General features: G+C 67.9%; 27 protein-coding genes. 12 read left to right on the plus strand and 15 right to left on the minus strand.

Going from position 1 to position 24,906, the window contains the following annotated elements:
- Nucleotides 1–19 precede the first annotated feature (19 nt).
- Complete coding sequence (locus tag AVMA1855_RS13840) at nucleotides 20–457, minus strand: GNAT family N-acetyltransferase (protein WP_284426140.1); 438 nt, start codon at nucleotides 455–457, stop codon at nucleotides 20–22.
- Nucleotides 458–631: 174 nt separating this feature from the next.
- On the opposite strand from AVMA1855_RS13840, the gene AVMA1855_RS13845 reads away from it, so the two are divergent.
- Nucleotides 632–1,423 (plus strand): Nif3-like dinuclear metal center hexameric protein, encoded by a 792-nt coding sequence (locus AVMA1855_RS13845; RefSeq protein ID WP_284426141.1) that lies wholly within the window; start codon nucleotides 632–634, stop codon nucleotides 1,421–1,423.
- A 162-nt stretch (nucleotides 1,424–1,585) separates the two neighbouring features.
- Here the strand turns inward: AVMA1855_RS13845 and AVMA1855_RS13850 are convergent, their stop codons facing one another.
- The 5 genes from AVMA1855_RS13850 to AVMA1855_RS13870 all read right to left on the minus strand — a co-directional run bounded on the left by AVMA1855_RS13850 (nucleotide 1,586) and on the right by AVMA1855_RS13870 (nucleotide 6,876).
- Entirely contained in the window at nucleotides 1,586–2,332 is a 747-nt protein-coding gene (locus AVMA1855_RS13850) for a hypothetical protein (RefSeq protein WP_284426142.1), read from the minus strand.
- A 221-nt stretch (nucleotides 2,333–2,553) separates the two neighbouring features.
- Nucleotides 2,554–3,597, minus strand: a complete 1,044-nt coding sequence (locus AVMA1855_RS13855; protein WP_284426143.1) for a VWA domain-containing protein — start codon at nucleotides 3,595–3,597, stop codon at nucleotides 2,554–2,556.
- A 25-nt stretch (nucleotides 3,598–3,622) separates the two neighbouring features.
- Nucleotides 3,623–4,675, minus strand: a complete 1,053-nt coding sequence (locus AVMA1855_RS13860) for a DUF58 domain-containing protein (RefSeq protein WP_284426144.1) — start codon at nucleotides 4,673–4,675, stop codon at nucleotides 3,623–3,625.
- Nucleotides 4,656–5,678, minus strand: a complete 1,023-nt coding sequence (locus AVMA1855_RS13865; RefSeq protein ID WP_272567651.1) for an AAA family ATPase — start codon at nucleotides 5,676–5,678, stop codon at nucleotides 4,656–4,658. The genes AVMA1855_RS13860 and AVMA1855_RS13865 overlap by 20 nt, the downstream gene beginning before the upstream one ends.
- Nucleotides 5,679–5,892: 214 nt before the next feature.
- Nucleotides 5,893–6,876: a S1C family serine protease gene (locus AVMA1855_RS13870; RefSeq protein ID WP_284426145.1), complete on the minus strand. Its 984-nt coding sequence runs from the start codon at nucleotides 6,874–6,876 to the stop codon at nucleotides 5,893–5,895.
- A 147-nt stretch (nucleotides 6,877–7,023) separates the two neighbouring features.
- On the opposite strand from AVMA1855_RS13870, the gene AVMA1855_RS13875 reads away from it, so the two are divergent.
- The 7 genes from AVMA1855_RS13875 (at nucleotide 7,024) to AVMA1855_RS13905 (ending at nucleotide 14,718) form a co-directional block, all read left to right on the plus strand.
- Nucleotides 7,024–7,860 carry a TatD family hydrolase gene (locus AVMA1855_RS13875; RefSeq protein ID WP_284405158.1) on the plus strand — a complete coding sequence of 279 codons (837 nt, stop codon included), beginning with the start codon at nucleotides 7,024–7,026 and terminating at the stop codon, nucleotides 7,858–7,860.
- Between the two features lie 164 nt (nucleotides 7,861–8,024).
- A complete protein-coding gene (locus AVMA1855_RS13880) occupies nucleotides 8,025–8,618 on the plus strand; it encodes a DNA-deoxyinosine glycosylase (RefSeq protein WP_284426146.1) in 594 nt (197 codons plus the stop codon).
- Nucleotides 8,605–9,387, plus strand: coding sequence for a class I SAM-dependent methyltransferase (locus tag AVMA1855_RS13885; protein ID WP_372588158.1), 783 nt, complete (start codon nucleotides 8,605–8,607; stop codon nucleotides 9,385–9,387). The genes AVMA1855_RS13880 and AVMA1855_RS13885 overlap by 14 nt, the downstream gene beginning before the upstream one ends.
- Nucleotides 9,388–9,480: 93 nt before the next feature.
- Nucleotides 9,481–11,274, plus strand: a complete 1,794-nt coding sequence (gene tfpB, locus AVMA1855_RS13890; protein ID WP_284426147.1) for a type IV pilus assembly ATPase TfpB — start codon at nucleotides 9,481–9,483, stop codon at nucleotides 11,272–11,274.
- A gap of 232 nt (nucleotides 11,275–11,506) precedes the next feature.
- Nucleotides 11,507–11,995, plus strand: a complete 489-nt coding sequence (locus AVMA1855_RS13895) for a tripartite tricarboxylate transporter TctB family protein (protein ID WP_284426148.1) — start codon at nucleotides 11,507–11,509, stop codon at nucleotides 11,993–11,995.
- Between the two features lie 18 nt (nucleotides 11,996–12,013).
- A complete protein-coding gene (locus AVMA1855_RS13900; RefSeq protein WP_284426149.1) occupies nucleotides 12,014–13,525 on the plus strand; it encodes a tripartite tricarboxylate transporter permease in 1,512 nt (503 codons plus the stop codon).
- Nucleotides 13,526–14,160: 635 nt separating this feature from the next.
- Complete coding sequence (locus tag AVMA1855_RS13905; RefSeq protein WP_284426150.1) at nucleotides 14,161–14,718, plus strand: hypothetical protein; 558 nt, start codon at nucleotides 14,161–14,163, stop codon at nucleotides 14,716–14,718.
- Between the two features lie 104 nt (nucleotides 14,719–14,822).
- Here the strand turns inward: AVMA1855_RS13905 and AVMA1855_RS13910 are convergent, their stop codons facing one another.
- The gene (locus AVMA1855_RS13910; protein ID WP_349817111.1) at nucleotides 14,823–15,377 is read right to left on the minus strand and encodes a DUF6402 family protein; all 555 of its coding nucleotides are present in this window, start codon (nucleotides 15,375–15,377) and stop codon (nucleotides 14,823–14,825) included.
- Between the two features lie 48 nt (nucleotides 15,378–15,425).
- Between AVMA1855_RS13910 and AVMA1855_RS13915 the strand changes: the two genes are divergently transcribed.
- A complete protein-coding gene (locus AVMA1855_RS13915) occupies nucleotides 15,426–15,557 on the plus strand; it encodes a hypothetical protein (protein WP_284426151.1) in 132 nt (43 codons plus the stop codon).
- A 91-nt stretch (nucleotides 15,558–15,648) separates the two neighbouring features.
- Here AVMA1855_RS13915 and AVMA1855_RS13920 read toward each other — a convergent pair whose 3' ends face one another.
- Genes AVMA1855_RS13920 through AVMA1855_RS13930 form a run of 3 tightly spaced genes read right to left on the minus strand, consistent with a single transcriptional unit; the run spans nucleotide 15,649 to nucleotide 17,328 of the window.
- Nucleotides 15,649–16,056 carry a hypothetical protein gene (locus tag AVMA1855_RS13920; RefSeq protein WP_284426152.1) on the minus strand — a complete coding sequence of 136 codons (408 nt, stop codon included), beginning with the start codon at nucleotides 16,054–16,056 and terminating at the stop codon, nucleotides 15,649–15,651.
- Nucleotides 16,037–16,423, minus strand: coding sequence for a hypothetical protein (locus tag AVMA1855_RS13925; protein ID WP_284396840.1), 387 nt, complete (start codon nucleotides 16,421–16,423; stop codon nucleotides 16,037–16,039). Before AVMA1855_RS13925 ends, AVMA1855_RS13920 begins: the two co-directional genes overlap by 20 nt.
- A gap of 11 nt (nucleotides 16,424–16,434) precedes the next feature.
- A complete protein-coding gene (locus AVMA1855_RS13930) occupies nucleotides 16,435–17,328 on the minus strand; it encodes a DUF6402 family protein (RefSeq protein ID WP_284426153.1) in 894 nt (297 codons plus the stop codon).
- Between the two features lie 441 nt (nucleotides 17,329–17,769).
- On the opposite strand from AVMA1855_RS13930, the gene AVMA1855_RS13935 reads away from it, so the two are divergent.
- Both AVMA1855_RS13935 and AVMA1855_RS13940 read left to right on the plus strand, forming a co-directional pair.
- The gene (locus AVMA1855_RS13935; RefSeq protein ID WP_272569612.1) at nucleotides 17,770–18,645 is read left to right on the plus strand and encodes a DMT family transporter; all 876 of its coding nucleotides are present in this window, start codon (nucleotides 17,770–17,772) and stop codon (nucleotides 18,643–18,645) included.
- A 167-nt stretch (nucleotides 18,646–18,812) separates the two neighbouring features.
- Entirely contained in the window at nucleotides 18,813–19,643 is an 831-nt protein-coding gene (locus tag AVMA1855_RS13940) for an SDR family oxidoreductase (RefSeq protein WP_284426154.1), read from the plus strand.
- Nucleotides 19,644–19,677: 34 nt separating this feature from the next.
- Here AVMA1855_RS13940 and AVMA1855_RS13945 read toward each other — a convergent pair whose 3' ends face one another.
- From AVMA1855_RS13945 to AVMA1855_RS13965, 5 genes are all read right to left on the minus strand, one after another.
- Nucleotides 19,678–20,073, minus strand: coding sequence for a hypothetical protein (locus AVMA1855_RS13945; RefSeq protein ID WP_284426155.1), 396 nt, complete (start codon nucleotides 20,071–20,073; stop codon nucleotides 19,678–19,680).
- Complete coding sequence (locus AVMA1855_RS13950; RefSeq protein WP_284426156.1) at nucleotides 20,070–20,573, minus strand: tlde1 domain-containing protein; 504 nt, start codon at nucleotides 20,571–20,573, stop codon at nucleotides 20,070–20,072. Before AVMA1855_RS13950 ends, AVMA1855_RS13945 begins: the two co-directional genes overlap by 4 nt.
- A gap of 185 nt (nucleotides 20,574–20,758) precedes the next feature.
- Entirely contained in the window at nucleotides 20,759–21,589 is an 831-nt protein-coding gene (locus AVMA1855_RS13955) for an urease accessory protein UreD (RefSeq protein ID WP_284426157.1), read from the minus strand.
- Between the two features lie 88 nt (nucleotides 21,590–21,677).
- Nucleotides 21,678–22,202 (minus strand): nucleoside deaminase, encoded by a 525-nt coding sequence (locus AVMA1855_RS13960; RefSeq protein ID WP_284411065.1) that lies wholly within the window; start codon nucleotides 22,200–22,202, stop codon nucleotides 21,678–21,680.
- 16 nt (nucleotides 22,203–22,218) lie between these two features.
- A complete protein-coding gene (locus AVMA1855_RS13965; protein ID WP_284426158.1) occupies nucleotides 22,219–23,247 on the minus strand; it encodes an ABC transporter substrate-binding protein in 1,029 nt (342 codons plus the stop codon).
- Nucleotides 23,248–23,922: 675 nt separating this feature from the next.
- Here AVMA1855_RS13965 and AVMA1855_RS13970 point away from each other — a divergent pair.
- A complete protein-coding gene (locus tag AVMA1855_RS13970) occupies nucleotides 23,923–24,861 on the plus strand; it encodes an isopenicillin N synthase family dioxygenase (RefSeq protein ID WP_284426214.1) in 939 nt (312 codons plus the stop codon).
- The last annotated feature ends 45 nt before the right edge of the window (nucleotides 24,862–24,906 follow it).

A 24,906-nucleotide genomic window follows, 5' to 3' on the forward strand; every position in this document is an offset into this window, starting at 1 on the left:
CGGGATGCCGGTCGCCCGTTCAAGGCTTGCGCATCTCTCCCAAGAAAATGCAGTCGTCCGGTATGGGTGAATCGGGCGCATCAAGGTGTGCGTGCATGGCCGCATTCTTGGCCTCTGCGTCGTGGCCTGAGAACCTGAACCCCTTTTTGAAGAAAAATTCGGCTGCGCCTTCGTCTTGGCAGAGCAGGGTGGTGGAAGGCAACTGCCGCTGCTGCCGGATGTTCTCAGCCATGGCCAGAAGCTGTCTGCCAACGCCGCTGAATCGCCTTCGATTCGCGTTTTCGATGGTCAGCACTTTCAGGGCGCCGGGCAGCGGCGCCAAGCTCATGGTGCCGAAGTGCGTGCTTTTTGTCGGGCTTGTGCTGCGCAGCTCGACGATGCTGGCGCTGCCAGAGGCCCGGATGACGGGCTCTGCGGGTCGATACCGGTTCTGGGATTTGTCATGGATGCGAGTCATGGGCTCAAGGTGTTGTGTGGATGGGCAGGCGGTACTGAAAGCCGATTGAACATTCCATGGTCCAGCTCGCGTCTTGGGTGCGCGAAGGGGCTTGCCGGTGCCCGAAGCCTTCAGGGCGGCCACCGGGTCTTGCCCCTTGCGGCCAGTCCATGGCCGCGCTGCCACAATCGTTCCATGACCCGTCCCATCGCTTCCCCCTCCCACGGCATCGCCACCCCCGGGGTGTCCCGGCACGACCTGCAGCGCGCGTTCGACGCCCTGCTGCAGCCCGAGCGCTTCAAGGACTACGGCCCCAACGGGCTGCAGGTGGAGGGCAAGGCGCGCATCGCGCGCATCGTGAGCGGCGTCACCGCCAGCCGGGCGCTGATCGATGCGGCCATCGAGGACGGCGCCGATGCGATCTTCGTGCACCACGGCCTGTTCTGGCGCGGGCAGGACGGCCGCGTGACGGGCTGGATGAAGCAGCGGCTGCAGCGCCTGCTGGCCCACGACATCAACCTGTTCGCCTACCACCTGCCGCTGGATGCGCACGCCGAATTGGGCAACAACGCGCAGCTGGGCCGCGTGCTCGGCGTGGCGGCCGATGCGCGCTTCGGCGAGCAGGACCTGGGCTTTGTGGGCCCCGCGCAGTTCGCCGATGCGCAGGCCCTGGCCCGGCATGTGGAGAGCGTGCTCGGCCGCGCCGTGACGCTGGTGCAGCCCGAGCGACGACCGATCACCCGCCTGGCCTGGTGCACGGGCGGGGCGCAGGGCTATTTCGAGGGGGCGATCGCCGCGGGGGCCGACGCCTTCATCACCGGCGAGATCTCCGAGCCGCAGGCCCACCTGGCGCGCGAGACGGGCGTGGCCTTCGTCGCGGCAGGGCACCATGCCACCGAGCGCTACGGCGCCCCCGCCGTGGCCGAACGGGTGGCCGGGCAACTGGGCATCGCCCACCGCTTCATTGAGATCGACAACCCGGCGTGAAGGTATTTGCTATTTAATTGATAGCGTAATGCCCTGGTACTGATTGCGCTGTAGGGCTGTGGGAGGTATGGTCGCCGACTCCATTCATGAGATCGGTCTGCCTACCGGCTTTGCAGGCGCTTCTCAGACAAAGCCGCTTTCCCGGAGTTCGGATGAGACAGCTCATTGGCCCACCACCTTTTCTCCGTGCAGCACGTCGTTCACCCACCGCTGATCGGTCGGTAAGACAAAGCCTGCGGGTGCATAGCCAACCAACTTGCCGTCATCCTCCCACTTCTTCATCTTGCGGGTGAACTCTGCGGGATAGTCCCTCGCGCTGCATGCGATGTTGCTCCATGGATCGCACACGTACACGTCTGCAGGCCATGTCTTCATGTCTGCAGGCAAGGGGTTCGATGCGCGACCGATGACGGCAACGTCATGGGCAACACTTTGGTCATCGCCGCCGAGTTCAAGAATCTGCGCAGCCAGTCCACGTTCTTCAAGGTGATGCGCTGCCAGAAGCGCCAATTCCTGGCACTGGTGGGCCTTCCCTCGCTTGGCAGCCTGGAGTGGATCACGCTGGGCGCGAATGCGTTCGACCTCCAGCGTGGCTTGTTCCTGCCGGGCCTGTTCTTCCGGCCCGCCGTTTCCATTGACCTTATTGCCGGACTTCAGATTCGGTCGGTAGTAAGTGTCCCGCACGAAATTCAGGACATCGGTCACTGCAGCTTTTGCGTCGGATGGGCTCAGGCGCTGCGCGGAAGACAGTACCGCGGTGCGTTGCCTTTGAAAAGCGGAAGTTTCTGCGTTGGAGGTGCCCTGTCGATGGGGACTCAATCCACTCAAATGGTTACCGCCTTGGCCCGTTGTGCGCGCCTGGGCACTGCGATCAGTCGCGGCAGGCAAATGCTGGGTCCTCGAATCCATGTTGGGTCCATGCCGGTTGGAACCACTGCCCGATGTCGAAAAGCACAAGCCCATGACTCACCTCCTGATCGTTGACTGCAACAGTCAATTTTGCGAGAGGCGTGATTTGCACCGAGGTAAAACGCGAAGATTGGCTTGTCAGCGCGAAGCGGAAGCTCCGCGCTCCAGTCGGCACACCGGTGCGTTCAACGGGCAGGCCTGCCCTCAAAAGCAGACGCCTTCTACATGACCCGCCCGTACCACCACACCGACAGCGCCGCCGCCAGCAGTATGAACACCGCGCCGGCCAGCGCGAACAGGGCGGAGACCTCGGTTTCCTTTTTCTCCACCGTGAGGCGCGAGCTGAGTGTCTCGTACACCTTCTGCAGGTCGGCCGCCGTGGCGGCATGGAAGTATTCGGCGTTGGTGCGCAGGGCCACGGCCTTGAGCGTGTCCTCGTCCAGGCGCACGCGCATGGACCAGCCTTCGAAACCGATCGTCTCGCCAGCCACCGTGCCCACGCCCACGGTGTACACGCGCACGCCGCGGTCGGCGGCCCACTGGGCGGCCTCGAGCGGGTCCACGCCCGTGGTGCGCTGGCCGTCGGTCAGCATGATGATGGCGGCCGAGGTGTAGGAGCCCGGCGCCACGGGCGTGAAGGGCTTCCTGCCCTGCGCCCGGCCCACCTCGTCGATGGGCTGCGAGCGCATGGCCTGCCGCCCGCCCAGGGCGGCGATGTCGATGCCCGAATCGGGGAACAGCGTGGCCAGCGACAGCAGGATGCCGTTGCCCGTCGCCGTGCCGCGCTGCAGCTGGAAGCTGTCGATGGCCTTCACCAGGTCTTCATGATTTTGCGTGGGCAGCTGCGCCAGCTGGGCGCTGCCGGCGAACGCCACCACGCCCACGCGCACGTGGCGCGGCAGGTCGGCGATGAAGGCCTTGGCGGCGTTCTGCGCGGCGGTGATGCGGTCGGGCAGCACGTCGGCGGCGCGCATGCTGCCCGAGACGTCCATGGCCAGCATGATGGTCTGCTGCTGCGAGGGCAGGGTGATGACGGCCAGCGGCCGCGCCGCGGCCAGCAGCAGCGCGGCCAGCCCCAGCAGGAACAGGGCGGGCGGCACATGGCGCCGCCAGGTCGTGCGCGCGCCCAGGGCCTCGCGCACCAGCGCGAGGCTGGGGTAGTGCAGGGCGGTGGCCCGGCGCCGGCGCAGCAGCCACGCATAGAGCAGCACCAGCACCGGCAGCGCGATCAGCAGCCAGAGGAACGTGGGCCAGAGAAAGACCATGGTGCGGTGGCTCCTACTTTTTTGTCTACGCGGCCCGGGCGGCAGCGCCCGCGACGGTGGGGGAGGCCGGGGCGCGGTAGGCGGGCTTGGCCGGCTGGCGGCCGCGCAGCTCCATGAAGCGCACCAGGGCGTCCAGCAGGTCGTCGCCGGTGGCCAGCTCCAGCGTGTCGGCCCCGGCGCGCGCGAGCGATTCGCGCAGGGCGGCCTCGCGCTGCGCGGCCAGGCGGGCGAAGCGGTGGCGAAAGGCCTTGTCGCGCGTGTCCACCTGCAGCTGGTCGCCGGTCTCGGGGTCGCGCAGGGTGACCAGGCCCACGTCGGGCAGTTCCAGCTCCAGCGGGTCGAGCAGGCGCACGGCGACGACGTCGTGGCGCTGCGCGAGCTGGGCCAGGGGCTTTTCCCAGCCGGGCGCGGTGATGAAGTCCGACACCACGAACACCGCCGAGCGCCGCCGCACGGTGCCCAGGGCCGTGCCCAGCAGGTGCGACAGGTCGGTGGCGCCGGGCGGCGCCGCAGCGGGCCCGGGCACCTGCAGCAGGCGGTGCAGCAGGTGCAGCACATGGGCGCGGCTGGCGCGCGGCGGCAGGATGGCGTCCACGCCCGGGGCCCGTACCGCGCCGGCGGGCGCAGGGGAGGGGGCGGCCGCGGCACCCGCGCCGTACAGCATGGCGCCCACGCGGTTGCCGTGGCGCGTGAGCAGGCGCGCCAGCACGGCCACGAAGCCGGCCAGGATGTCGCGCTTGGCCTGCCCCGGCGGGCCGAAGTCCAGCGACGGGCTCAGGTCCAGCAAAAACCACGCGGCCATCTCGCGGTCCTCGGAGAACACGCGCACGTGCGGCACGGCGAGCCGCGCGGTCACGTTCCAGTCGATGTGGCGCACGTCGTCGTGCGGCTGGTATTCGCGCAGGTCGGCCAGGTCCAGCCCGCCGCCGCGCAGCAGCGTGCGGTAGTCGCCCTGCAGCAGGCCGTCGAGCCGGCGGATCACCGTCCACTCGAGCTGGCGCAGCAGCCGCTCGGCCTGGCCGGGCAGCGCCGCTGCGTTTGCGGCCGGCGGGGCGGCGTCAGGCGCGCTGCGGCTCATGGCGGGCCCCGTCCTGGGCGTCGTGGTGCAGGGGCCGGGGCGGCGCGGGCAGGTGGGCCATGAGCTGGCCGATCAGGGCGTCGGCGTCCAGCCCGTCCGACAGCGCCTCGTACGACAGCGTGATGCGGTGGCGCAGCACGTCGGGCGCGAGGTCGGCCATGTCCTCGGGCAGCACGTAGGCACGCCCGCGCAGCATGGCCAGGGCCCGCGCGCCCTCGGCCAGGTGGATGGTGGCGCGGGGGCTGGCGCCGCAGGCGATGCGCGGGGCCAGGCCGGGCAGGCCGTACTGGGCCGGCGCGCGCGTGGCGGCCACCAGGCGCACGGCGTACTGCAGCAGGGACGGGTCCACGTACACCGTGCGGCACTCGGCCTGCAGCGCGGCGAGCTGGCCGGTGGTGGCCACGGCGGCCACCTGCACGGCGGGTGCGAGCGCGCGCTGGGCGATCACGAACTCTTCCTCTTCGCTTGGGTAGCCCACGAGCACCTTCATCATGAAGCGGTCCACCTGCGCTTCGGGCAGCGCGTAGGTGCCCTCGGTCTCGATGGGGTTCTGCGTGGCCATCACCAGAAAGGGCTCGGGCACGCGGTGCGTCTCGCCCGCGATGGTTACCTGGCGCTCCTGCATCACCTCCAGCAGCGCGCTCTGCACCTTGGCGGGCGCGCGGTTGATCTCGTCGGCCAGCAGCAGGTTGGTGAACACCGGGCCGCGCGTGGTGCTGAACTCGCCCGTGCGCTGGTTGTACATGCGCGTGCCCACCAGATCGGCGGGCACCAGGTCGGGCGTGAACTGGATGCGCTTGAACTGGCCCTGCACGGTGCTGGCCAGGGTCTTGACGGTGAGCGTCTTGGCCAGGCCGGGCACGCCCTCGACCAGCAAGTGGCCCTGCGACAGCATGGCCACCATCACGCGCTCCAGGAAGCGGTCCTGCCCGACCACGACGCGCTTGACCTCGTAGAGGATCTGCTCCATCAGCGTGGCGGTGTGCGGTGTGGCGTGTTCCATGGCTGTCCTTTTTGATGCGTTATCGAGGAGGCGGCAAGTGCAAAGGCCCATGCACTGGCGGGCGCTGTCCCTTCCGAAGGCCACGGAGCAGGCCGCGCCAGCAGACGCCGCGCAAGGGCCGCCCCGCCGCGCTGGCGTCGTCCCCCTGCCCGCAGTGCGCAGCGCTGCGAGAGCGGGGGGGAAGCGGCGCAGCCGCTCAGGGGGGTGTTCATCTTCAAAACGGCGGCATGCCGACGGCGGCCGCCGCGTTCTCGATGGGCACGGCAAAGCCGATGCCGATGAAGGTGCGCGCGGGCGTGGGGTTCAGGATGGCGGTGACGATGCCGACCACCTCGCCGTCGAGCGTGACCAGCGGCCCGCCGGAGTTGCCGGGGTTGGCCGCGGCGTCGAACTGGATCAGGTGCTGCAGCTCGCGCTTGCCCTCGGGCGAGTCGAACTCGCGCTCCAGCCCCGACACCACGCCGGCCGAGGCCGAGGGCCCGATGCCGAACGGAAAGCCCACCGCCACCACCGGATCGCCCGGGCGCAGGTTCTGCGTGGAGCGCAGCGGGGCGGCCACCAGATCGTCGGGAATCTTGTGGGCCTGCAGCACCGCCAGGTCGTTCTCGGGCTGCACGCCGGTGACGCTGGCGCCGGCCTCCATGCCGTCGGAGAACGTGATCTGCACGCGTGTGGTGCCCTGCACCACGTGCAGGTTGGTGAGGATGACGCCCTTGTCCAGGATCACCACGCCGGTGCCGATGCCGCGCTCGACCTCCTTGCCCTTCTTGGTGCGGGCGTAGCCCACCACGCGCACCACCGAGGGCGCGATGGTCTGCACCGCGCGCGCCGTGGCCGCGGGCAGGGGCTGCGTCTCCAGCGTGCGCAGCACGGCGGCGTCGATGTCCTTTTGCGTGATGGGCGGGGCGGACGGGCGCTGGCCCATCCAGACGCTGGCGGCCAGCAGCACCGACAGCAGGGCGATGGCGGCCCACAGGGCACGCTGGTGCAGGCGTGGGGCCGCGCGCACGGGGTGATCGCCGGTGGGGGCGGCCATGGCGGAAAGGGCCTCGGGCGTCTGCGCGGCTTCGGCCGAGCGCCCGGCGCCGGGGCGTGGCGCGGCGCCGGCCGGGCCACGCGGTGCGGCCGGGTGCGGTGCCGCCTCGGGGGCGCTGCGGCGGTCGGAGCGGGAGCTGCTGTAGCGGGGTGGCCTGGGCATGCTGACACCTCTGGAAGCGGGCGCGCCACGGGCGGGCGGCGGCGGAGCGTTCACGGTAGCACGGAAAAGCCCGCCGCGCATGTGACAGGGCGTATCGGAGCGGGCCATGGCGCCCGCAGGGCCTGCCGCCTCGGGCATCATCCGCGCATGCACACCTGGATCGACACCCACTGCCATCTGGACGAGTTCGAGGCGCATGCCGGGCCCGCGCACCTGGCCCAGGTCCGCGCCGAGGCCGCGCGCGCCGGTGTCGCGCACTGCGTGCTGCCGGCGGTGGAGCTGGGCAACCTGGACGCCGTGCGCCGCCTGGCGCACCAGCATGGCGACAGCTACGCGCTCGGCATCCACCCGCTGTTCACCGGCCGCGCGGGCGATGGCGATGTGGACACGCTGGCCGGGGCGCTGCAGACCCACCACGCCGACCCGCGCCTGGTCGCCATCGGCGAGATCGGCCTCGATTACTTCGTGCCCACGCTGGACGGCCCGCGGCAGGAGCGCTTTTACCGGGCGCAGCTGCAGCTGGCGCAGCGCTTTGACCTGCCGGTGATCCTGCACGTGCGGCGCTCGTCGGACAAGGTGCTCAAGGGCCTGCGCGAGCGGCCGGTGCGCGGCGGCATCGCCCATGCCTTCAACGGCAGTCTGCAGCAGGCCCAGGCGTTCATCGCCATGGGCTTCAAGCTCGGCTTCGGCGGGGCGGTCACGTTCGACCGCGCGCTGCAGCTGCGCCGGCTGGCGGCGGAGTTGCCGCTCGAATCGCTGGTGCTGGAGACCGATGCCCCCGACATTCCTCCGCATTGGCTCTACGTGACCGCCGCCCAGCGGGCCGCCGGCGCACCGCCCGCGCGCAATGCGCCGGGCGAGCTGCCCCGCATCGCCGAGGTGGTGGCCGGGCTGCGCGGCATGCCGGTGGCGGAGCTGGCACAGGCCACGCGGGCCAACGCCTGTGCGGCGCTGCCGCGTCTGGGGGCGCTGCTGGCGATCTGAGCCTTTTGGGCCGCCAGTGCAATTGGTACTAGGGCATGTTGCTATGATATTGATAGTAAGCCGATGCTCCGCCGTGCGCCTCGGCCCGGTCTCGCGACCCGGCTGGGCCCGCCGATTCCCCGTTCCCCTCTTTTTCTCCCCAATGCCCCCCGATGATGGCCGCCATGGATTCCGCCTCCGATCCGCCTGAGCCCTGGTTCCCCCCGCCTTCCGATCCGGTGCCGGCAGCCCCGCGCCTGGTCGGGCTGGCGCCGGTCGTCTCGCCGCGCACCGTGGTGCTGGTGCTCGGCAGCTTTCCTGGCGCGGCCTCGCTGCGGGCAGGGCAGTACTACGGGCACCCGCAGAACCACTTCTGGCGCATCCTGCAGGCGCTATGGCCGCAACCCGTGCTGCCCGGGCGGGACGACTACGCCGGTCGCTGCGCCTGGCTGCTGGACCGGGGCCTGGGCCTGTGGGACGTGTACGCCGCCTGCGAGCGCGAGGGCAGCCTGGACACCGACATCCGCAACGCCGTGGTGAACGATTTCCGGGCGCTGCGGGCGCAGTGCCCCCGCCTGGCCGCCATCGCCCACAATGGCGGGGAGAGCTTCCGGCACGCCAAGGCCGTGCGCGCCCACCTGGGGCTGCCGCCCGCGCTGCGGGAGGGCGGCGTGCAGTCCCTGCGGCTGCCTTCCACCAGCCCGGCCAACGCCTCGTGGAGCTTTGACAAGAAACTTAACGCCTGGGCTGCCGCCCTGGCCCCTTATGGATTGGTGTGACGATTTGACCCGCAAGAAAAACGACAGCGAAGCCCTGCCCGAGGTGAGCGTCTCCGACGATGGCGAGGTGCGCCACCTGCACCTGGGCACGCCGTGGATCCAGGGCTCCATGCGCGTGGCCGAGCCGTTCGAGCTCGAGCTGGAATACGTGCAGCGCATGATGGCCTGGCTGCTCTTCGTCGAGCCCGCCAGCGTCACCAAGCGCCACGCAATGCAGCTGGGCCTGGGGGCCGGCGCCCTCACCAAGTTCTGCCACAAGAAACTGCGCATGTGCGCCACCGCCATCGAGCTCAACCCTCAGGTGCTGGCCGTGTGCCGCGCCTGGTTCAAGCTGCCGCCCGACGGCCCCAAGCTGCGCGTGATCCTGGGCGATGCCGCCGCGGAGATCCGCGACCCGATGTGGCTGGGCACGGTGGATGCCCTGCAGGTGGACCTGTACGACCACGACGCCGCCGCGCCCGTGCTCGACAGCGCCGCCTTCTATGCCGACTGCCGGGCGCTGCTGTCCGAGGACGGCGCCATGACCGTCAACCTGTTCGGCCGCGCCTCCAGCTACGAGCGCAGCCTGGGCAAGATGGCCGAGGCCTTCGGCGCCGACGCGCTGTGGGCCTTCAAGCCCACGCGCGAAGGCAACACCGTGGTGCTGGCGCAGCGCACGCCCACGCGGCCCAAGCGCGCCGACCTGCTCGCGCGCGCCGAGGCCGTGCAGGCCCGCTGGGACCTGCCGGCCACCAAGTGGGCGCGCGTTTTCAAGCCGGTGGCCGCATGACGCGGGCCGCTTCGGCCTTCCGCCGTGGTGCGTGCTGCTGCAGCCGCCGCACCGCTGCGCTCGCCCTTCCTCTCCTTTGAACGAGGCCCGCCCATGAGCACCGCCACCCCCACCGACACCCCGAGGAAGCCCCCTGCCTATACCGGGCCGCTGGAGTGGCGCCGGCTGGTGGACTGGCTGCGGGCCGATGGCGTGATCTCGGCCGAGGAGGCCGCCCGCACCATCGCCCGCTGCTCGCAGGCCGAAAGCCGCCAGCACCCGCTGGTGCGCCTGGCCAACGTGGCCATGGCCCGCGCGAGCGATGGCCGCCCGCTCGATGCCGAGGCGCTCACGCAGTACCTGGCGCAGCGCAGCGGCCTGGCCTACCTGCGCATCGACCCGCTCAAGGTGGACGTGGGCCGCGTGGCCGACACCATGAGCGCCAGCTACGCCGAGCGCCACAAGGTGCTGCCCGTGCAGGTCACGCCCAAGGAGGTGGTGATCGCCACGGCCGAACCCTTCATCGACGACTGGGTGGCCGAGGTGGAGCGCCAGGCGCGCCGCTCGGTGCGCCGCGTGGTCGCCAACCCGCAGGACATCCAGCGCTTCACCGCCGAGTTCTTCGCGCTGGCCAAGTCGGTGCGCGCCGCGCAGAAGGCCGGCGGGGCCTCGGCGGGCAGCAGCTTCGAGCAACTAGTGGAACTGGGCAAGAGCAACAAGCAGCTCGATGCCAACGACCAGGGTGTGGTCAAGGTGGTGGACTGGCTGTGGCAGTACGCCTTCGACCAGCGCGCGAGCGACATCCACCTGGAGCCGCGCCGCGAGCAGGGCGTGATCCGCTTTCGCATCGACGGCGTGCTGCACCCGGTCTACCAGATGCCCATGGGCGTGCTCAACGCGATGGTCTCGCGCGTGAAGCTGCTCGGGCGCATGGACGTGGTGGAAAAGCGCCGCCCGCAGGACGGCCGCATCAAGACCCGCAACCCGCGCGGCGACGAGGTGGAAATGCGCCTGTCCACGCTGCCCACGGCCTTCGGCGAGAAGATGGTGATGCGCATCTTCGACCCCGACAACGCCGTCAAGGACCTGGACGCGCTGGGCTTCGCGCAGCACGATGCCACGCGCTGGGAGGCGCTGGTCAAGCGCCCGCACGGCATCATCCTGGTGACCGGGCCCACGGGCTCGGGCAAGACCACCACGCTGTACTCCACGCTCAAGCGCGTGGCGACCGAAGAGGTCAACGTGAGCACGGTGGAAGACCCGATCGAAATGATCGAGCCCAGCTTCAACCAGACCCAGGTGCAGCCGCAGCTCGACTTCAACTTCGCCGAAGGCCTGCGCGCGCTGATGCGGCAGGACCCGGACATCATCATGGTGGGCGAGATCCGCGACCTCGCCACCGCCGACATGGCCGTGCAGGCCGCGCTCACCGGCCACCTCGTGTTCAGCACGCTGCACACCAACGATGCGCCCAGCGCCGTCACGCGGCTCATGGAGCTGGGCGTGCCACCCTACCTCATCAACGCCACGCTGCTGGGCATCCTGGCGCAGCGGCTGGTGCGCACGCTGTGCAAGCAGTGCAAGCAAAAGGACGAGGCGGCCTCGGCCGAGGCGCTGGCCGCCGTGGTCAAGCCGTGGAAGCTCAATGGCGGGTACCACCCGTACAAGCCCGTGGGCTGCGTGGACTGCCGCATGACGGGCTTCCATGGCCGCATGGGCCTGTACGAGCTGCTCACCGTGAGCGAGGCGCTCAAGGACCGCATCAACCAGGCGCCCTCCATCGACGTGCTGCGCCGCCAGGCTGTGCAGGATGGCATGCGCCCGCTGCGCCTGGCCGGCGCGCTGCGCGTGGCCGAAGGCATCACCACGCTGGAAGAAGTGATGGCGGCCACGCCGCCGATGGAGTAGGCCGTGTCGCCGCGCGCGGCGCTCCGGGGGGGCGGCTGCGCGCGTGTTGTCCGAGCCGTGCCGGGCCCTTCATCCACCGCCTGCGGACGCTCTGCCGTAGTGCTCCGGCGCGGCTTTTTCCGAGGCGCCACCCTGCGGTTTTCCCTAGGCGCTGGATAGGTGGAATCCACATCGATCCCGAGTGGACCGGACTGCACAATCGCCCGTCAAGTTCTTGTAAGGAGACGTTTTCGTGAAAATCAAGAGCCAGAAAGATTTCTTTTCGGGCCTCATGTTCATGGGTGTGGGCGTGGCCTTCGCGGTCGGTGCCTCCAACTACAACATCGGCAACGGCGCCCGCATGGGCCCCGGCTACTTCCCCCTGATCCTGGGCATCCTGCTCGCCATTCTTGGCGTGGCGATCACGTTCTACGCCACGGTGGTGGAGAGCGTGGATGGCGACAAGGTCGGCAAGTGGGCGTGGAAGCAGCTGTTCTTCATCCTGGCCTCGAACTTCGCGTTCGGCGTGCTGCTGGCGGGGCTGCCCTCGTTCGGCGTGCCGGCCATGGGGCTGATCGTCGCGATCTATGCGCTGGTGTTCATCGCCGGCCTGGCCGGCGACACCTTCAACGCCAAGGAAGTGTTTATTCTGGCCACCGTCCTCGCGGTGGGCAGCTACGTGGCTTTCGTGTGGGCGCTGAAGCTGCAGTTCCCTGTGTGGCCCAGTTTCATTTCGGGTTGAGCAGGAGCATCGAAGACCATGGAATTGTTTGACAACCTGGCGACCGGCTTCGGCGTCGCCTTCACGTTTCAGAACCTCATCTACTGCTTCGTCGGCTGCCTGCTGGGCACGCTGATCGGCGTGCTGCCGGGCATCGGGCCCGTGGCCACCATCGCCATGCTGCTGCCCGCCACGTATGCGCTGCCCCCGGTGGCCGCGCTGATCATGCTGGCCGGCATCTACTACGGCGCGCAATACGGCGGATCGACCACGGCCATCCTGGTGAACCTGCCGGGCGAATCGTCCTCGGTGGTGACCGTGATCGACGGCTACCAGATGGCGCGCAAAGGCCGTGCGGGTCCCGCGCTGGCAGCCGCCGGCCTGGGCTCGTTCTTCGCCGGCTGCGTGGGCACGCTGATCCTGGCCGCCTTCGCGCCGCCGCTGACCGAAGTCGCCTTCAAGTTCGGCCCCGCCGAATACTTCTCGCTGATGGTGCTGGGCCTGATCGGCGCCGTGGTGCTGGCCTCGGGCTCGCTGCTCAAGGCGGTCGCCATGATCGTGCTGGGCCTGCTGCTGGGCCTGGTTGGCACCGACGTGAACTCGGGCGTCGCCCGCTACAGCTTCGACATCCCTGAACTGACCGACGGCATCAACTTCGTCGTGATCGCCATGGGCGTGTTCGGCTACGGCGAAATCATCGCCAACCTGTCCAAGCCCGAAGACGACCGCGAGGTGTTCACCGCCAAGGTGCACGGCCTCCTGCCGACCAAGGAAGACTTCAAGCGCATGATCCCCGCCGTGCTGCGCGGCACGGCCCTCGGCTCGGCCCTGGGCATCCTGCCCGGCGGCGGCGCGCTGCTGGCGGCCTTCGCGGCCTACACCATCGAAAAGAAGACCAAGCTGCAACCCGGCGAAGTTCCTTTCGGCAAGGGCAACATCCGCGGTGTGGCGGCCCCCGAGTCGGCCAACAACGCCGGCGCGCAGACCTCCTTCATCCCGCTGCTGACGCTGGGCATTCCGCCCAACGCCGTGATGGCGCTGATGGTGGGTGCCATGACGATCCACAACATCCAGCCTGGCCCCCAGGTGATGACGAGCAACCCCGAACTCTTCTGGGGCCTGATCGCCTCGATGTGGCTCGGCAACGCGATGCTGATCATCCTGAACCTGCCGCTGATCGGCCTGTGGATCAAGCTGCTGACCGTGCCTTACCGCTGGCTGTTCCCCTCCATCGTGCTGTTCTGCGCGGTGGGTGTATACGGCACGAACAACAACACGTTCGACGTGTGGCTGGTCGGCATCTTCGGCTTCATCGGCTACCTGTTCCACAAGCTGGGCACCGAACCCGCGCCGCTGCTGCTCGGGTTCATCCTGGGCCCGATGATGGAAGAAAACCTGCGCCGCGCCCTGCTGCTGTCGCGCGGCGACTGGAGCGTGTTCGTCACGCGCCCCATCTCCGCTGGCCTGCTGGCTGCCGCCGTGCTGCTGCTCATCATCGTGCTGCTGCCGGCCGTGAAGAACAAGCGCGAGGAAGCCTTCGTCGAGGACTGACGTCCCGGCTGGGTACCCTCTCACGATTGAGAACGACGGCACCTTCGGGTGCCGTTTTTCTTGGGTGTCTCGGGCGCCTATGGAGTTGCACGACCAGGCGACCTGATCCGGTTTGACAAACGGATACAAGCCCATGCCCGGGTTTCGCTAGCCAGCGAGATGAAAGACACGCTGGTACGCGGCGACCGAACGGCTACCGGCGCGCCATCTGCTTATCAGGTGAACCAGTCGATTCCCGAGGAGGTGAAGGTGTTGAACTGAAGGCGCTTGATGGCGTTTTGCATCTGGTAATTTGTATTTTTGGGTTTCGCACAGGGAGCGGTTGTTTCGGGCTGTGATGTCATGCAGGTCGCGCTGGCCGCCACGCTTCCGGCCATTGAAACACTGAGGTAAACACCATGGGCGTGAGCTCTTCCAAACCAAGTGGGCGCTCCAGCGGACCGGGCCGTGAAGTAGCTGGCGCAAGCTTGCCAACGCCACGTGATCAGCCATCATCCAGACGTTCTGGCATTCAGAGCAATAGTCACCTGAGTCACTTAGGTGCGTTGGGCCGCAATCGACCTGGGACATCCAGCACCGGCGTTGCAGCCCTACAGCCGGTACGGCAATCGCTCCCTTCTCCAGGGCAGGCGGTAGTGACCGATGTCCTGAAATTTGTGCGTGAAACCTACTACAAGCCCAATATGAAATCGGGCAACAAAGTAAAGGGAGAAGGTGGAGACGACGAGTTGCGCCGTCAAAAAATGGCAACGCAAGAAGTCATACGGATTCGGAAGCAGGACGATCCCGTCGCCGCCGCCATGGCGGGGAAAGCCCACCAATGCGGAGAATTGACGGATCTGGCCATACATCATCTGCAAAAGCGACATATCCAAGCCCAATGTCTATCGCTTGGCGAAGATGAAGAAGGAGATGCACTGCATGAAGTCGCCATCATTGGGCCTGCTTCAAATCCCTTGCCTGTGGACATGACGGAGTGGCATCCAGACGTGTATGTCTGCGATCCCTGGGCCAACATCGCATGCAGTGCCAGGGACTATCCTAAACAGTTCGAGCAGAAGATGAAGAAGTGGCAGGATGCTGGCAAGCTGATTGGCTGTCCACCAGAAGGCTTTGTCCCGCCCAACAACGAGAAGTGGGTGAATGGCGTGCTTCATTCAAAAAAAAAGGCGCTAGGGGCAGAGCTTCAATAGGCTGCGGATGTTCACTGATCACGGCGAAAGGCGATGTGGAACGGCGTCGCGTGAGGTCGTCAGCACCGAGGTGCACGATACCCACGGCATGCATGGTCAAGGCATCACCGCAGAGTCCGGCAAGGGCGGGCAGTCCGTGCATTCCGGAGGGATGAATCACCACCCCTTTGATGCCGGTCCCGCCATCGGCGGAAGTCTTGGTTTTGCACGATGTATTTGTAGCCTTGCACCGATGCAGGGGGCTCATCCACTGCGACTTCTTCAATCGGCACATTCAACTGCGTGCGGATGCCACATTCCATCCCGTTGAAGCCCCAGCAGCCGAGGGGCTGGGAAATAAAGGACCTGCCATCATTGAAATCGTAGGCATCGCGCAAATAGAACCCCAGTTCATCAATTTGCACGACAGCCTTGCCGTTTCCTAATGGGGTAACGATCCCGGTTGCGGCTACTTTGATCTGCGCTTCACCCATCGCCCCACAGAAATCGTCCATGGGATCACTCCATCGGCCAAATACCAGGTAGTTCACCTGACAGGTATTTTCGAGAACCTTTGCCGGAAGGGCCAAGTTGCCCAGTCGCCAGCATTGCTCCCCCACCCCCGGTCCTTCCCCTTCGGCTCCCTTGGCCACCGGCTTGCCGACGCCGGTTCCGGGCACTCTGCGCCCCTACCTGCGTCCGCACCCGCCACGGGCGTGGCCGCCGGCATGGCGCTCGCCTTGGTCGGCGCTATTGCCTTCAGCGGCAAGGCCATCATCGTCAAGCTGGCTGGCTGGCTGGCTGCCGTGCTGCTGCCAGCTGTGAAAAACAAGCGCGAGGAAGCCTTCGTCGAGGACTGACGTCCCGGCTGGGTACCCTCTCACGATTGAGAACGACGGCACCTTCGGGTGCCGTTTTTCTTTGGGGCCGGTCGGGAGGAGGGTGCGAGGCTCAGGGCATGATTTCGGCATCGGTCAGCGGTGGACAGTCAGCGCACTCCGGCGGAATGTTCTCGAACACCACGTCGCGCCCTACACGCACCTTGTACATGGGCGGGTTGAGGTACCAATACAACTGGCCGTTGATCCAGAGGTCCACTACATCGCTGGTGCCCAACAGTGTCCCCGGCTCTACGCGATAAAGCCGAATCACGTGGGGATAACGCATGTCCATGTGCGTTAAACGTTGAAGACAGGAGGCTTCGTAGTAGTCCAACCGGTACACACGGCGGGGGCTGTAGTGACTTCGATCGTAGGTCGGAGTAACGAAGTACCAGCCCCCGACGATCAAGGCAATCGCGAGAGCAGCCCGTTTTAGAAGAACCCGGTATTTTTTCTTCTCAGGGCATGATTTCGGCATCGGTCAGCGGCGGACAGTCAACGCACTCCGGCGGAATGTTCTCGAACACCACGTCGCGTCCTACGCGCACCTTGTTCATGGGCGGGTTGAGGTACCAATACAACTGGCCGTTGATCCAGAGGTCCACTACATCGCTTTCCCCGAGCAGCGTTTCGGGTGCGATCCGATACAGACGCACGAATGACGGCATCTTGAAATTAGGGTGAATGAGGCTTTGCAGTAACGAGGCTTCGTAGTATTCCAAACGATAGACGTTGCGTGGGCTGATCGCACTGTGGAACAGTTTGGGTTGGGAGCCGTACCAAAGACCGCAACCCAACGGAACGATCAAAAGCCAGAGCCATTTTTTTCGATATTTCCAAGCCATTGGCAGTCCAGTCACCATGAAATTTTTTGCGGGAATGGCAGCTGCACCCGGCGCACGTCCGACAACACCATGAAGTCGCCTCCCCTTTGGTGCTTGGCCCGCCACTCGCGAAAGTCCTTGTTTTGAACGACGTACTTGTAGCCCTGAACGGCAGCAGGGGATTCGTCCACCAGCACTTCTCCAAGCGGCACGTTCCACTGGGTACGAACGCCACATTCCACGCCATTGAAGCCCCAGCAGCCCAGCGGTTGTGAAATGAACGATTGGCCATCGTTGAAATCGTAGGCATCGCGCAGATAGAAGCCCAGTTCATTGATTTCGATGGTCGCTCTGCCCATGCCTTGAGGGGTCACCATTCCAGACGCTGCCACGTTGATCTGCGCTTCGCCCATGGCACCATAGAAGTCATCCATGGGATCGCTCCACTGGCCGAAAGCCAGGTAATTCACCTGACAGGTGTCTTCGAGTATTTTGGCGGGCTGGGCCAAGTTGCCAAAACGCCAGCATTGGTGACTGCGTCCACGACTCTCCTGTTTTACACGGTCTTTCAATTGCGCAATTCCTGCCGGGCTCGCCCATTTCGCTTGCAAACGGGCCATTGCAGCCTGCACACGCGCAAAGCTTAAAGCCCACGCCATGGAGACGGTATTCTCGTCAAGTTGCGTCGAGGGCAAATAACTCAAACGCTGACCTGCCACGCTGCCTTTGACTTGCGGGGTCATCTGGTATGCCGCACTGCTGAACCACCGCTCCATCAACGCCGCCGCCACCGGCCACCCCAAGCGCGAGCGCATCACCGATGGAATGTCCCGCAACTGGAACAGGCGGGTGGCATATTGCGGCGCATTCTTGCGCCCGAGCACGGACCGCAGGGCTTCCTGCGGCGCCTTCAGAAGATCGACCATTGACCCTGACTCCCTTTGTTTTTCAGTCACGCTGAGGCTTGCGTGAACGGGGCGGATTATGGCGAAGAAATGGCTTGATTCCCCGGTCGTCGCTGTATGGATTGGTTGCAGGGCGTAACCGTTCAGCAAATGATCGTGGTGCTTCGCGGAGCCATCCCGCACCGCCCGCAATGCCGCCGCAAAGCACCGCGACTTCGCCGGTATCGCCGATCGCGGGGCGGGCCGCGCACAGGGCCGATGGCTGTGCCGTCGCCTGCGTGCGACACTGAATGAATGCGCACCCGGCCAACGCACCGGGCTGCCCAACCCGCCGAATCCATGCAGCAGTCCACACCCCCCGATACCGCGCGCTCCACGGCCCCTGCCGTCGATGCGTCCGCTTCCGTTCCAGTGCAGCCCTCGGGGCCTTTGCCTGCGCCGAATGCCGGCGTGGCGGCCGGCATGGCGCTCGCCCTGGTCGGCGCCATCGCCTTCAGCGGCAAGGCCATCATCGTCAAGCTGGCCTATCGCCACGGCGTGGACGCGGTCACGCTCATCATGTACCGCATGCTGTTCGCGCTGCCGATCTTCGCGGCCATGGCGTGGTGGGCCAGCCGGGGCAAGGCGCCGCTCACGCGCCGCGACTGGGCGGGCGTGGCGTGGCTGGGGTTCACGGGCTACTACCTGGCGAGCTTTCTCGACTTCGCCGGGCTGGCCTACATCAGCGCCAGCCTGGAGCGGCTGATCCTGTACCTCAACCCGACCTTGGTGGTGGTGCTGGGCTGGGTGCTGTATCGCCGCAGCATCCGCTGGGGGCAGATGCTGGGCATGGCGATCAGTTACTGCGGCGTGGTGCTGGTGTTCGGGCACGAGGCGGGCCTGCAGGGCGCGTACGTGGCCTGGGGGGTGCTGCTGGTGTTCCTGTCGGCCGTGAGCTACGCGGTCTATCTGGTGTACAGCGGCGAGATGGTCAAGCGCATCGGCTCGCTGCGCCTGGTGGGCCTGGCGACCACGGTGGCGTGCGTGTGCTGCCTGCTGCAGTTCGCGGTGCTGCGGCCGCTGGGCGCGGCGGTGGTGGCGCCCGAGGTGCTGTGGCTGTCGTTGCTGAACGCCACGCTGTGCACGGCGGTGCCGGTGCTGCTGGTGATGATGGCCATCGAGCGCGTGGGCGCGGGCCTGGCCGCGCAGGCCGGCATGGTGGGGCCCCTGTCCACGATCCTGATGGGGGTGTGGCTGCTGGACGAGCCGTTCACGCTGTGGGTGGCGTCGGGCACGGCGCTGGTGCTCACGGGCATCTTCGTCTTCACCCGCATGGCGGCGCGCAAGCCCGCGGGCTGACGTCCTGCGGAGCCAGTGCCTGGCGCCGCGCATTCCCCTTGCCCGGCGCTGGCGCGTCGCGCTTCGTATCATGGTCCTTTGATCGCTGGCGCACCGGAAGCAGGGCGCCTTCGGTGCCTCTTGGTGTGATTCGCAACGGGCCGGACGACCGGCCGTGAAAGGAGACTATGGACCTGGGTATTGCCGGTAAATGGGCGTTGGTGTGCGGCGCCAGCAAGGGATTGGGGTATGGCTGCGCCGAGGCGCTGGTGCGCGAGGGCGTGAACGTGGTGATCAACGCCCGCAACGCCGAGGCGCTGGACCAGGCCGCGGCGCAGTTGCTGGCCGCGGCGGCCAACGAGTCGGCCACGCTGGCGCACAAGCACCCGCAGCCGATCGTGCTGGCCGTGGCGGCGGACATCACCACGCCCGAGGGCCGGGCCGCCGCGCTGTCGGTGGCGGGCGGGCCCGGGGCGGCGTTCGACATCGTGGTCACCAACGCGGGCGGCCCGCCGCCGGGCGATTTCCGCGACTGGGACCGCGATGCCTGGATCAAGGCGGTGGATGCCAACATGCTCACGCCGATCGAGCTGATCAAGGCCACGGTGGACGGCATGGCGGCACGGGGCTTCGGGCGCATCGTCAACATCACGTCGAGCGCGGTGAAGGCGCCCATCGACATCCTGGGCCTGTCCAACGGCGCGCGCAGCGGCCTCACGGGCTTCGTGGCGGGCGCCTCGCGCAGTTCCATTGCGGCGAAGGGCGTGACGATCAACAACCTGCTGCCGGGCAAGTTCGACACCGATCGCCTGTCGGCCAACATCCAGGCGACCGTCCAGAAGACCGGCAAGAGCGAAGACGATGTCCGCCGCGCGCACCAGGCGGCCATTCCGGCGGGCCGCTACGGCACGCCGCAGGAATTCGGGGCGATCTGCGCGTTCCTGTGCAGCGTGCAGGCGGGCTACCTGACGGGGCAGAACGTCCTGGCCGACGGCGGGGCGTTTCCGGGCACGTTCTGACGCGAAGAGGGCCGCCTTGGGGGCGGCGGCCTCTTCAAGTCCGCGACTGGGCCCCGGCCGCCGCGCCGGATGCCCTTCGCCGCCGCTCGCCCAGGCGCAGGCCGAGCACCAGGCTGGCGAGGAACACCGCGAGCGCCAGGTACGCCTGCAGGTAGTAGCTCCAGCCCTGCTCGGCATACAGGTAGGGGCCGACGTCGGTGGAGTGGATCTCCAGCAGCAGCCCGGCGAACCACAGCGCGGGCACCACCGCCAGCGCCGCGCCCAGCCACCGCCGCCAGGCCATGCCCGCCATGCACACGGCCGAGGCGCCCAGGGCCACGGCCCAGATGTGCCAGAGAGCCGGCGTCTTGTCGCTGACTTCGGCCATGGCCAGCCCCGGTGCCAGGGCCAGAGCCAAGGCCAGGAGCGCGGTGGTGCTTCGGGCCTTCATTGGGGCGGGTAGCGGACGGTGAGCGGTATGTAGCATTCGGGAAGGCCTCCCAGTTCGCTCTTGAGCTTTTCGACGAACTTGTCGATGTGCACGGTCAGGTCGATGCAGCCGGCGCTGCCTGGCGTCGAGCCGCCGTGGATGAAGAAGCCGCCGCGCCCGTAGGTTTCTGTGCCGGGATAGGGGTGGATGGTCAGCCGGAAATTGCCCCAGGCCGCGCGCGGCGAGCGGTACAGGTTCTTGAGCCAGTTGTTGGCCCACATCTCGGACGGCTGGATCCAGTAGTCCCCTTCGGGGATGGGCCCGGCGTTTCGGGTCTTCTGCCATTCGGTGGAGTAGTCGAATTGGCCGTTCTTGGGTTTGCCGGAAACAGCGGGCAGCGCGAGGACGGATTGCGTGCCCGTGCCGCGCAGGACTTTTCCGTCGAATTGCAGTGCGATTTTCGATTGCAGGCATCCGGGGGCGTGGGGTCGGCTGCGCTCCAGGGCGTAGGGATCGGACATGGCAGGGTGAAAGGGTTGGCGCCGCGCAAAGGGGCATGCGCAACGGGCAGGGCGCCCGGGCGGTTCAGCGCGGCCGGCCGATTCTAGGAGGGGGCTCTGCCGTGGCCCGTGCGTTTTTGTAATGCCGGGTGTCGGGACGTATCGCACGCCGCACGCCGCACGCTGAACGCGCGCCCTCTGGCGCGCTACACCGACCAGGTGCGCGGCCGCTGCGCCGCCATGCCCCAGCACTGTGCGCGCCACGCCGCCCAAACGGCCTGCAGCAGGCCCATGGCGGGCTCCACCACGGGCGCGAGCACCCGCACCACCACCACGTTCGGATGGGGGCTGGTGGCGCCGGCCGTGGCGGCCAACGGGTGCCCGTCGATGGCGGCGCGGGCGGCGTCCAGCGCGCCTTCGCGCCGCTCGCGCGTCAGGGCTTCGCCGGCGATGAAGAAGACCGACGCCATGCAGCGGTGCCCCGCCAGGCCCAGCGGGCCGTCGAGCAGCAGCCGGTCCGCCGCGTCGATGCGGCCGCGCTCCAGCCACACGCCCGGCACCTCGATGTGCTGGGTGAAACGGCCCGATTCGAAGGGTTGACCTGCGTGGGGCAGCCCGAGCGCGGTGACGTCCCAGCCCAGGCATTCGGCGCCCGGGGACACCTCCAGCGTGAGCCGGTTCTCGGCCTGGCAGGCGTTGTAGCAAAGGGCTTCGAGCGGCAGCCATTCGAGCCGCGCGCCGGGCGCCAGCACGGCGTGCGCGCGCTGCAAGGCAGGGGCACCGGTGGATCGGTAAAAGCGCGTGGCGCCGGGGGTGGTGACCAGGCCGTGCGCGCCGGCCGCGACGGTGGTGCGGATGTCCAGCGTGTCGCCCCCCACCAACCCGCCGGGCGGGTGCACCAGCACGTTGTGGCACACCGCGTCGCCTTCGGGGTACAGGCTTTGCAGGATGCGCAGCGGGCCGCCGTGTTCGAAGCGCGCCACCGTGCGCTCGGCCTCGCGGCGGTAGTCCAGTTGCAGGTGGGCGTGCCAGGTCATGCGGTTGCTATCAAATCGTGAGCTAGACCGGCATGATATCCGCCGGCATCGGGCCGATTCGATGCCGACCGGGCACAGGGGATGGGCTTCAGGCTTTCCACGCGCCCCGGTGCGAGGCCGAGGACTCCTCGATCAGCGCCGGGCCGATGCATTCGATGGCATGGGACGAGGCCGCGAACACGTCGCGGCACGACAGCTCGGCGTCGCGCTGGTCCAGCCGCTCGCCGCGAAAGGCGCGCAGCCGCACGGCGTCGATGCCGTACACCACGCGCCCGATGTTGGCCCAGAAGATCGCGCCCGCGCACATCACGCAGGGCTCGCCGGACGAATACAGCGTGGCCTGCGCGAAGGCCTCGCGCGGATGGTGCGGGCTGGCCAGCCGCACGGCCGAGGTCTCGGCATGCGCCGTGCAGTCGCCGGTCTCGCCGTTGGCGTTCCAGGCCTCGGCCAGGATGCGGTCGTCCGCACCCACGATGACGGCGCCGAACGGGCGGTTGCCGCGCGCGCGGGCCTGGTCGGCGAGGGCGATGGCGCGGCGCAGGTACAGGCCGTCGCGCGGGGCGAGGGGGACTTCCTCGGGCAGTTCGCAAGTGGGGGAGGCAGGCATGTTCATCGGGCGGTCTCCGCTGTCAGGCCGGCACCTTGCGGTCGGCCGCAGGGGGCAGGAACGCCGGGTTGAACACGCGCTCGGCTGCCGGCTTGCGGGCCAGGCCGAAGGTGGTGGCGATCTCGTCGATCTGCCGCGCCAGCACGTCCGCCTGCACCCCGCCCAGACCGATGGCCTGCGTCTCGGGCGTGGCGAGGTACTGCCGGGTAATGGCCCAGCGGGCGCGTTCCATGTCCATGTTCAGGATGGGCTCGCGCGCCTTGATGGCGGCCATCGCCGCGTCGGGGTTGGAGAGCGTCTCGCGCAGCGCCCGGTTCGTGGCGCGCAGGAAGGCCCGCGCCACGTCGGGCCGCTCCTGCAGCAGCCGGCCGGCCAGGATGGCGTTGCCGTAGAGGTTGAGCCCGGTCTTGCCGTACTCGAGCACGGCCAGGTCCTGTGGCGGCATGCGGGCGAACAGGGATACCGCCGAGTCGTGGAAGTAGGTGGCCGCGTCCACGTCGCCGCGCACCATCACGTTGTCGCGCGCGCTGAAGTCGGTGGTCACCCACTGGAACAGGTCGGGGCTGGTGTTGAGCTGGCGCGCCACCATGGGCCAGCTGCGGCGCGTGGATTCCACGGCGGCGGCGGCCACGCGCTTGCCCTTGAGCGACTGGAAGTCGGTGGTCACGCCGCGGTCCTTGCGGCCGATGATGACGAAGGGCGCGCGGTTGTAGTACTGGTAGATGGCCTGTACCGGCGCATCGGCGTTCTGCGCGTGGAACTCCGCCAGCGCGCTGATGTCGCCCAGCCCCAGGTCGTAGGCCCCGCTGGCCACGCGCGTGATCGAGGCCACGGAGCCCGAGCCCACGTCGATGGCCACGTCCAGCCCCTCGTCCTTGTAGTAGCCGTTGGCGGCGGCCAGGAAGAACGGCGCGGTCTGGCTGGTCACGCGGAAGTCGAGCGTGAACTTGAGCGGTGTGGTGGCCTTGCCCTGGGCGTGCACGGCGGGCGCGGCCAGGGTGGCGGACAGGAGGGTGGTGGCGGAGGTGGCGAGGAATCGGCGGCGTTGCATGGCGGTGGCTCCAGGTTCGGGGTAACGACCGGCCACGGCGCATCTGCGCCGTGCATCGGTGCGAACTGAGCAATTTCCGGGCAACGGCGCTGTGGGGAACGGGCCGGGCTGAACGCTTCTACTCGGAGGCGGCGTTGCATGAAGCGTGCCTGCACAACGCAGTTCGAGCCCCATCGGGGTGGGTTGGGTGAGGCATGGCCGAGGCGTGTCGCCGCTGGTGCATTCCCGGCGGGGCAGGCACGCGGCTGGTGCATGGCCGTCCCCGTTGCGGTGAGGCGCGGCGGCGCGGCGCGTGCAGCCGCTGCGCCATGGCACCTGCCCACCCGCTGCACACGGATTGGCCTGCGATTTGCTTGCACGCCCCGCAAGAGTAGAAGCGTTCAGCCCGATGGCCCGCACCGCGCGGGCCATCGGCGGGTCATTGCTCTTGAAGCCGGTGGTGGCCGCCGGCGCGCCGTTGCCGTCCTGGCGAATGCGTGCCGACGGTCGCCGCCTTTGTCCCCTTCAAGAGCCCCGTGGCGCGTGCCTGCCTGGCCGTGTCCGCCATGGGCCTTGGTTCATCCAAAGAGGAAACCCGCCATGCAGCAGAGCACCGCCAACCTCCCCGCCATCTCCCCTGCCGACCCCGCAGACGCCACCGCCGATGTGCGCGGCGAACTGGAAAAGGAAGCCCGCATGGGCGGCATGGGCGCGGAAACCAGCGCCCGAGAAATCCGGCGCATCGACCTGTCCGACTTCGAGCACCGCAAGGCCGAGATCGCCGAGCAGTTGTGGAGCGCCTCGGTCGAGATCGGCTTCTTCCAGGTCACCGGCCACGGCATTGCCGTGGAGGACATCCGCAACGCCTTCGCGCGCGCCGAGGCGTTCTTCGACCTGCCGCGCGAGACCAAGGCGCAGTGGCCGCTGGCACGCAATGCCGGCTGGGAGCACAAGGCGCAGGTGCGCCCGTCCACGCGCACGCCCGACCAGAAGGAGTCCTACCAGGTCACCCGGCCGCGCATGGCGGGCCTGTGGCCCAGCGAGGCTGAGCTGCCGGGGTTCCAGGAAGCCACCTTGCGCTTCGAGGCGCAGTGCTGGCACATGGGCATGCAACTGCTGTCGTGCTTTGCGGACCGGCTGGGGTTCGATCCGGACTTCTTCACCCGCGCGCACGACCCGTCGAGCGCGGCTTACCAGAGCACCCTGCGCATGCTCCATTACTTCGCCGTGGACCCGGCGCTCAAGGACGAGCTGGGCCTGTGGCGCGCGGGCGCGCACACGGACTTCGACTGCCTCACGCTGCTGTTCCAGCGCCCGGGCCAAGGCGGGCTGCAGGTGCTGCCCGGCAAGGAGATGGAGAGCCGCCAGTGGACCAGCGTGGAGCCGGCCGAAGGCGTCATCACCTGCAACATCGGCGACATGCTGACGCGCTGGAGCGACGACCAGTTGCCCAGCAACTTCCACCGCGTGCGCAATCCGCTGCCGCACGAATACCAGGGCGCGCGCTACAGCCTGGCGTTCTTCTGCCAGGCGAACGAGGATGCCGTGGTGGAAGGCCCGGGCCGCAAGTACCCGCCGATCACCGCGGGCGACTACCTGCGCCAGCGCATCACGGCGAATTTCGCGAAGTACTGAGCGCGCCGGCGTGCGCTGAAGGACCGGGCGCGTGCGCTGCCCGCA

Origin of the sequence: Acidovorax sp. SUPP1855 (genome assembly GCF_030158955.1) — a bacterium.
Lineage (GTDB): Bacteria > Pseudomonadota > Gammaproteobacteria > Burkholderiales > Burkholderiaceae_C > Paracidovorax.

What these genes read in the sequence shown, in the direction of transcription:
- AVMA1855_RS13940 (WP_284426154.1), top strand. Translation starts at nt 18,813, where the DNA reads ATGGACCTGGGTATTGCCGGTAAATGGGCGTTGGTGTGCGGCGCCAGC.
- AVMA1855_RS13960 (WP_284411065.1), bottom strand. Translation starts at nt 22,202, where the DNA reads ATGAACATGCCTGCCTCCCCCACTTGCGAACTGCCCGAGGAAGTCCCC.
- AVMA1855_RS13970 (WP_284426214.1), top strand. Translation starts at nt 23,923, where the DNA reads ATGGGCGGCATGGGCGCGGAAACCAGCGCCCGAGAAATCCGGCGCATC.
- AVMA1855_RS13935 (WP_272569612.1), top strand. Translation starts at nt 17,770, where the DNA reads ATGGCGCTCGCCCTGGTCGGCGCCATCGCCTTCAGCGGCAAGGCCATC.
- AVMA1855_RS13945 (WP_284426155.1), bottom strand. Translation starts at nt 20,073, where the DNA reads ATGAAGGCCCGAAGCACCACCGCGCTCCTGGCCTTGGCTCTGGCCCTG.
- AVMA1855_RS13880 (WP_284426146.1), top strand. Translation starts at nt 8,025, where the DNA reads ATGGATTCCGCCTCCGATCCGCCTGAGCCCTGGTTCCCCCCGCCTTCC.
- AVMA1855_RS13845 (WP_284426141.1), top strand. Translation starts at nt 632, where the DNA reads ATGACCCGTCCCATCGCTTCCCCCTCCCACGGCATCGCCACCCCCGGG.
- AVMA1855_RS13965 (WP_284426158.1), bottom strand. Translation starts at nt 23,247, where the DNA reads ATGCAACGCCGCCGATTCCTCGCCACCTCCGCCACCACCCTCCTGTCC.
- AVMA1855_RS13915 (WP_284426151.1), top strand. Translation starts at nt 15,426, where the DNA reads ATGGCGCTCGCCTTGGTCGGCGCTATTGCCTTCAGCGGCAAGGCCATC.
- AVMA1855_RS13855 (WP_284426143.1), bottom strand. Translation starts at nt 3,597, where the DNA reads ATGGTCTTTCTCTGGCCCACGTTCCTCTGGCTGCTGATCGCGCTGCCG.
- AVMA1855_RS13885 (WP_372588158.1), top strand. Translation starts at nt 8,605, where the DNA reads ATGGATTGGTGTGACGATTTGACCCGCAAGAAAAACGACAGCGAAGCC.
- AVMA1855_RS13955 (WP_284426157.1), bottom strand. Translation starts at nt 21,589, where the DNA reads ATGACCTGGCACGCCCACCTGCAACTGGACTACCGCCGCGAGGCCGAG.
- AVMA1855_RS13865 (WP_272567651.1), bottom strand. Translation starts at nt 5,678, where the DNA reads ATGGAACACGCCACACCGCACACCGCCACGCTGATGGAGCAGATCCTC.
- AVMA1855_RS13930 (WP_284426153.1), bottom strand. Translation starts at nt 17,328, where the DNA reads ATGGTCGATCTTCTGAAGGCGCCGCAGGAAGCCCTGCGGTCCGTGCTC.
- AVMA1855_RS13920 (WP_284426152.1), bottom strand. Translation starts at nt 16,056, where the DNA reads ATGCCGAAATCATGCCCTGAGAAGAAAAAATACCGGGTTCTTCTAAAA.
- AVMA1855_RS13860 (WP_284426144.1), bottom strand. Translation starts at nt 4,675, where the DNA reads ATGAGCCGCAGCGCGCCTGACGCCGCCCCGCCGGCCGCAAACGCAGCG.
- AVMA1855_RS13925 (WP_284396840.1), bottom strand. Translation starts at nt 16,423, where the DNA reads ATGGCTTGGAAATATCGAAAAAAATGGCTCTGGCTTTTGATCGTTCCG.
- AVMA1855_RS13850 (WP_284426142.1), bottom strand. Translation starts at nt 2,332, where the DNA reads ATGGATTCGAGGACCCAGCATTTGCCTGCCGCGACTGATCGCAGTGCC.
- AVMA1855_RS13900 (WP_284426149.1), top strand. Translation starts at nt 12,014, where the DNA reads ATGGAATTGTTTGACAACCTGGCGACCGGCTTCGGCGTCGCCTTCACG.
- tfpB (WP_284426147.1), top strand. Translation starts at nt 9,481, where the DNA reads ATGAGCACCGCCACCCCCACCGACACCCCGAGGAAGCCCCCTGCCTAT.
- AVMA1855_RS13870 (WP_284426145.1), bottom strand. Translation starts at nt 6,876, where the DNA reads ATGCCCAGGCCACCCCGCTACAGCAGCTCCCGCTCCGACCGCCGCAGC.
- AVMA1855_RS13840 (WP_284426140.1), bottom strand. Translation starts at nt 457, where the DNA reads ATGACTCGCATCCATGACAAATCCCAGAACCGGTATCGACCCGCAGAG.
- AVMA1855_RS13875 (WP_284405158.1), top strand. Translation starts at nt 7,024, where the DNA reads ATGCACACCTGGATCGACACCCACTGCCATCTGGACGAGTTCGAGGCG.
- AVMA1855_RS13950 (WP_284426156.1), bottom strand. Translation starts at nt 20,573, where the DNA reads ATGTCCGATCCCTACGCCCTGGAGCGCAGCCGACCCCACGCCCCCGGA.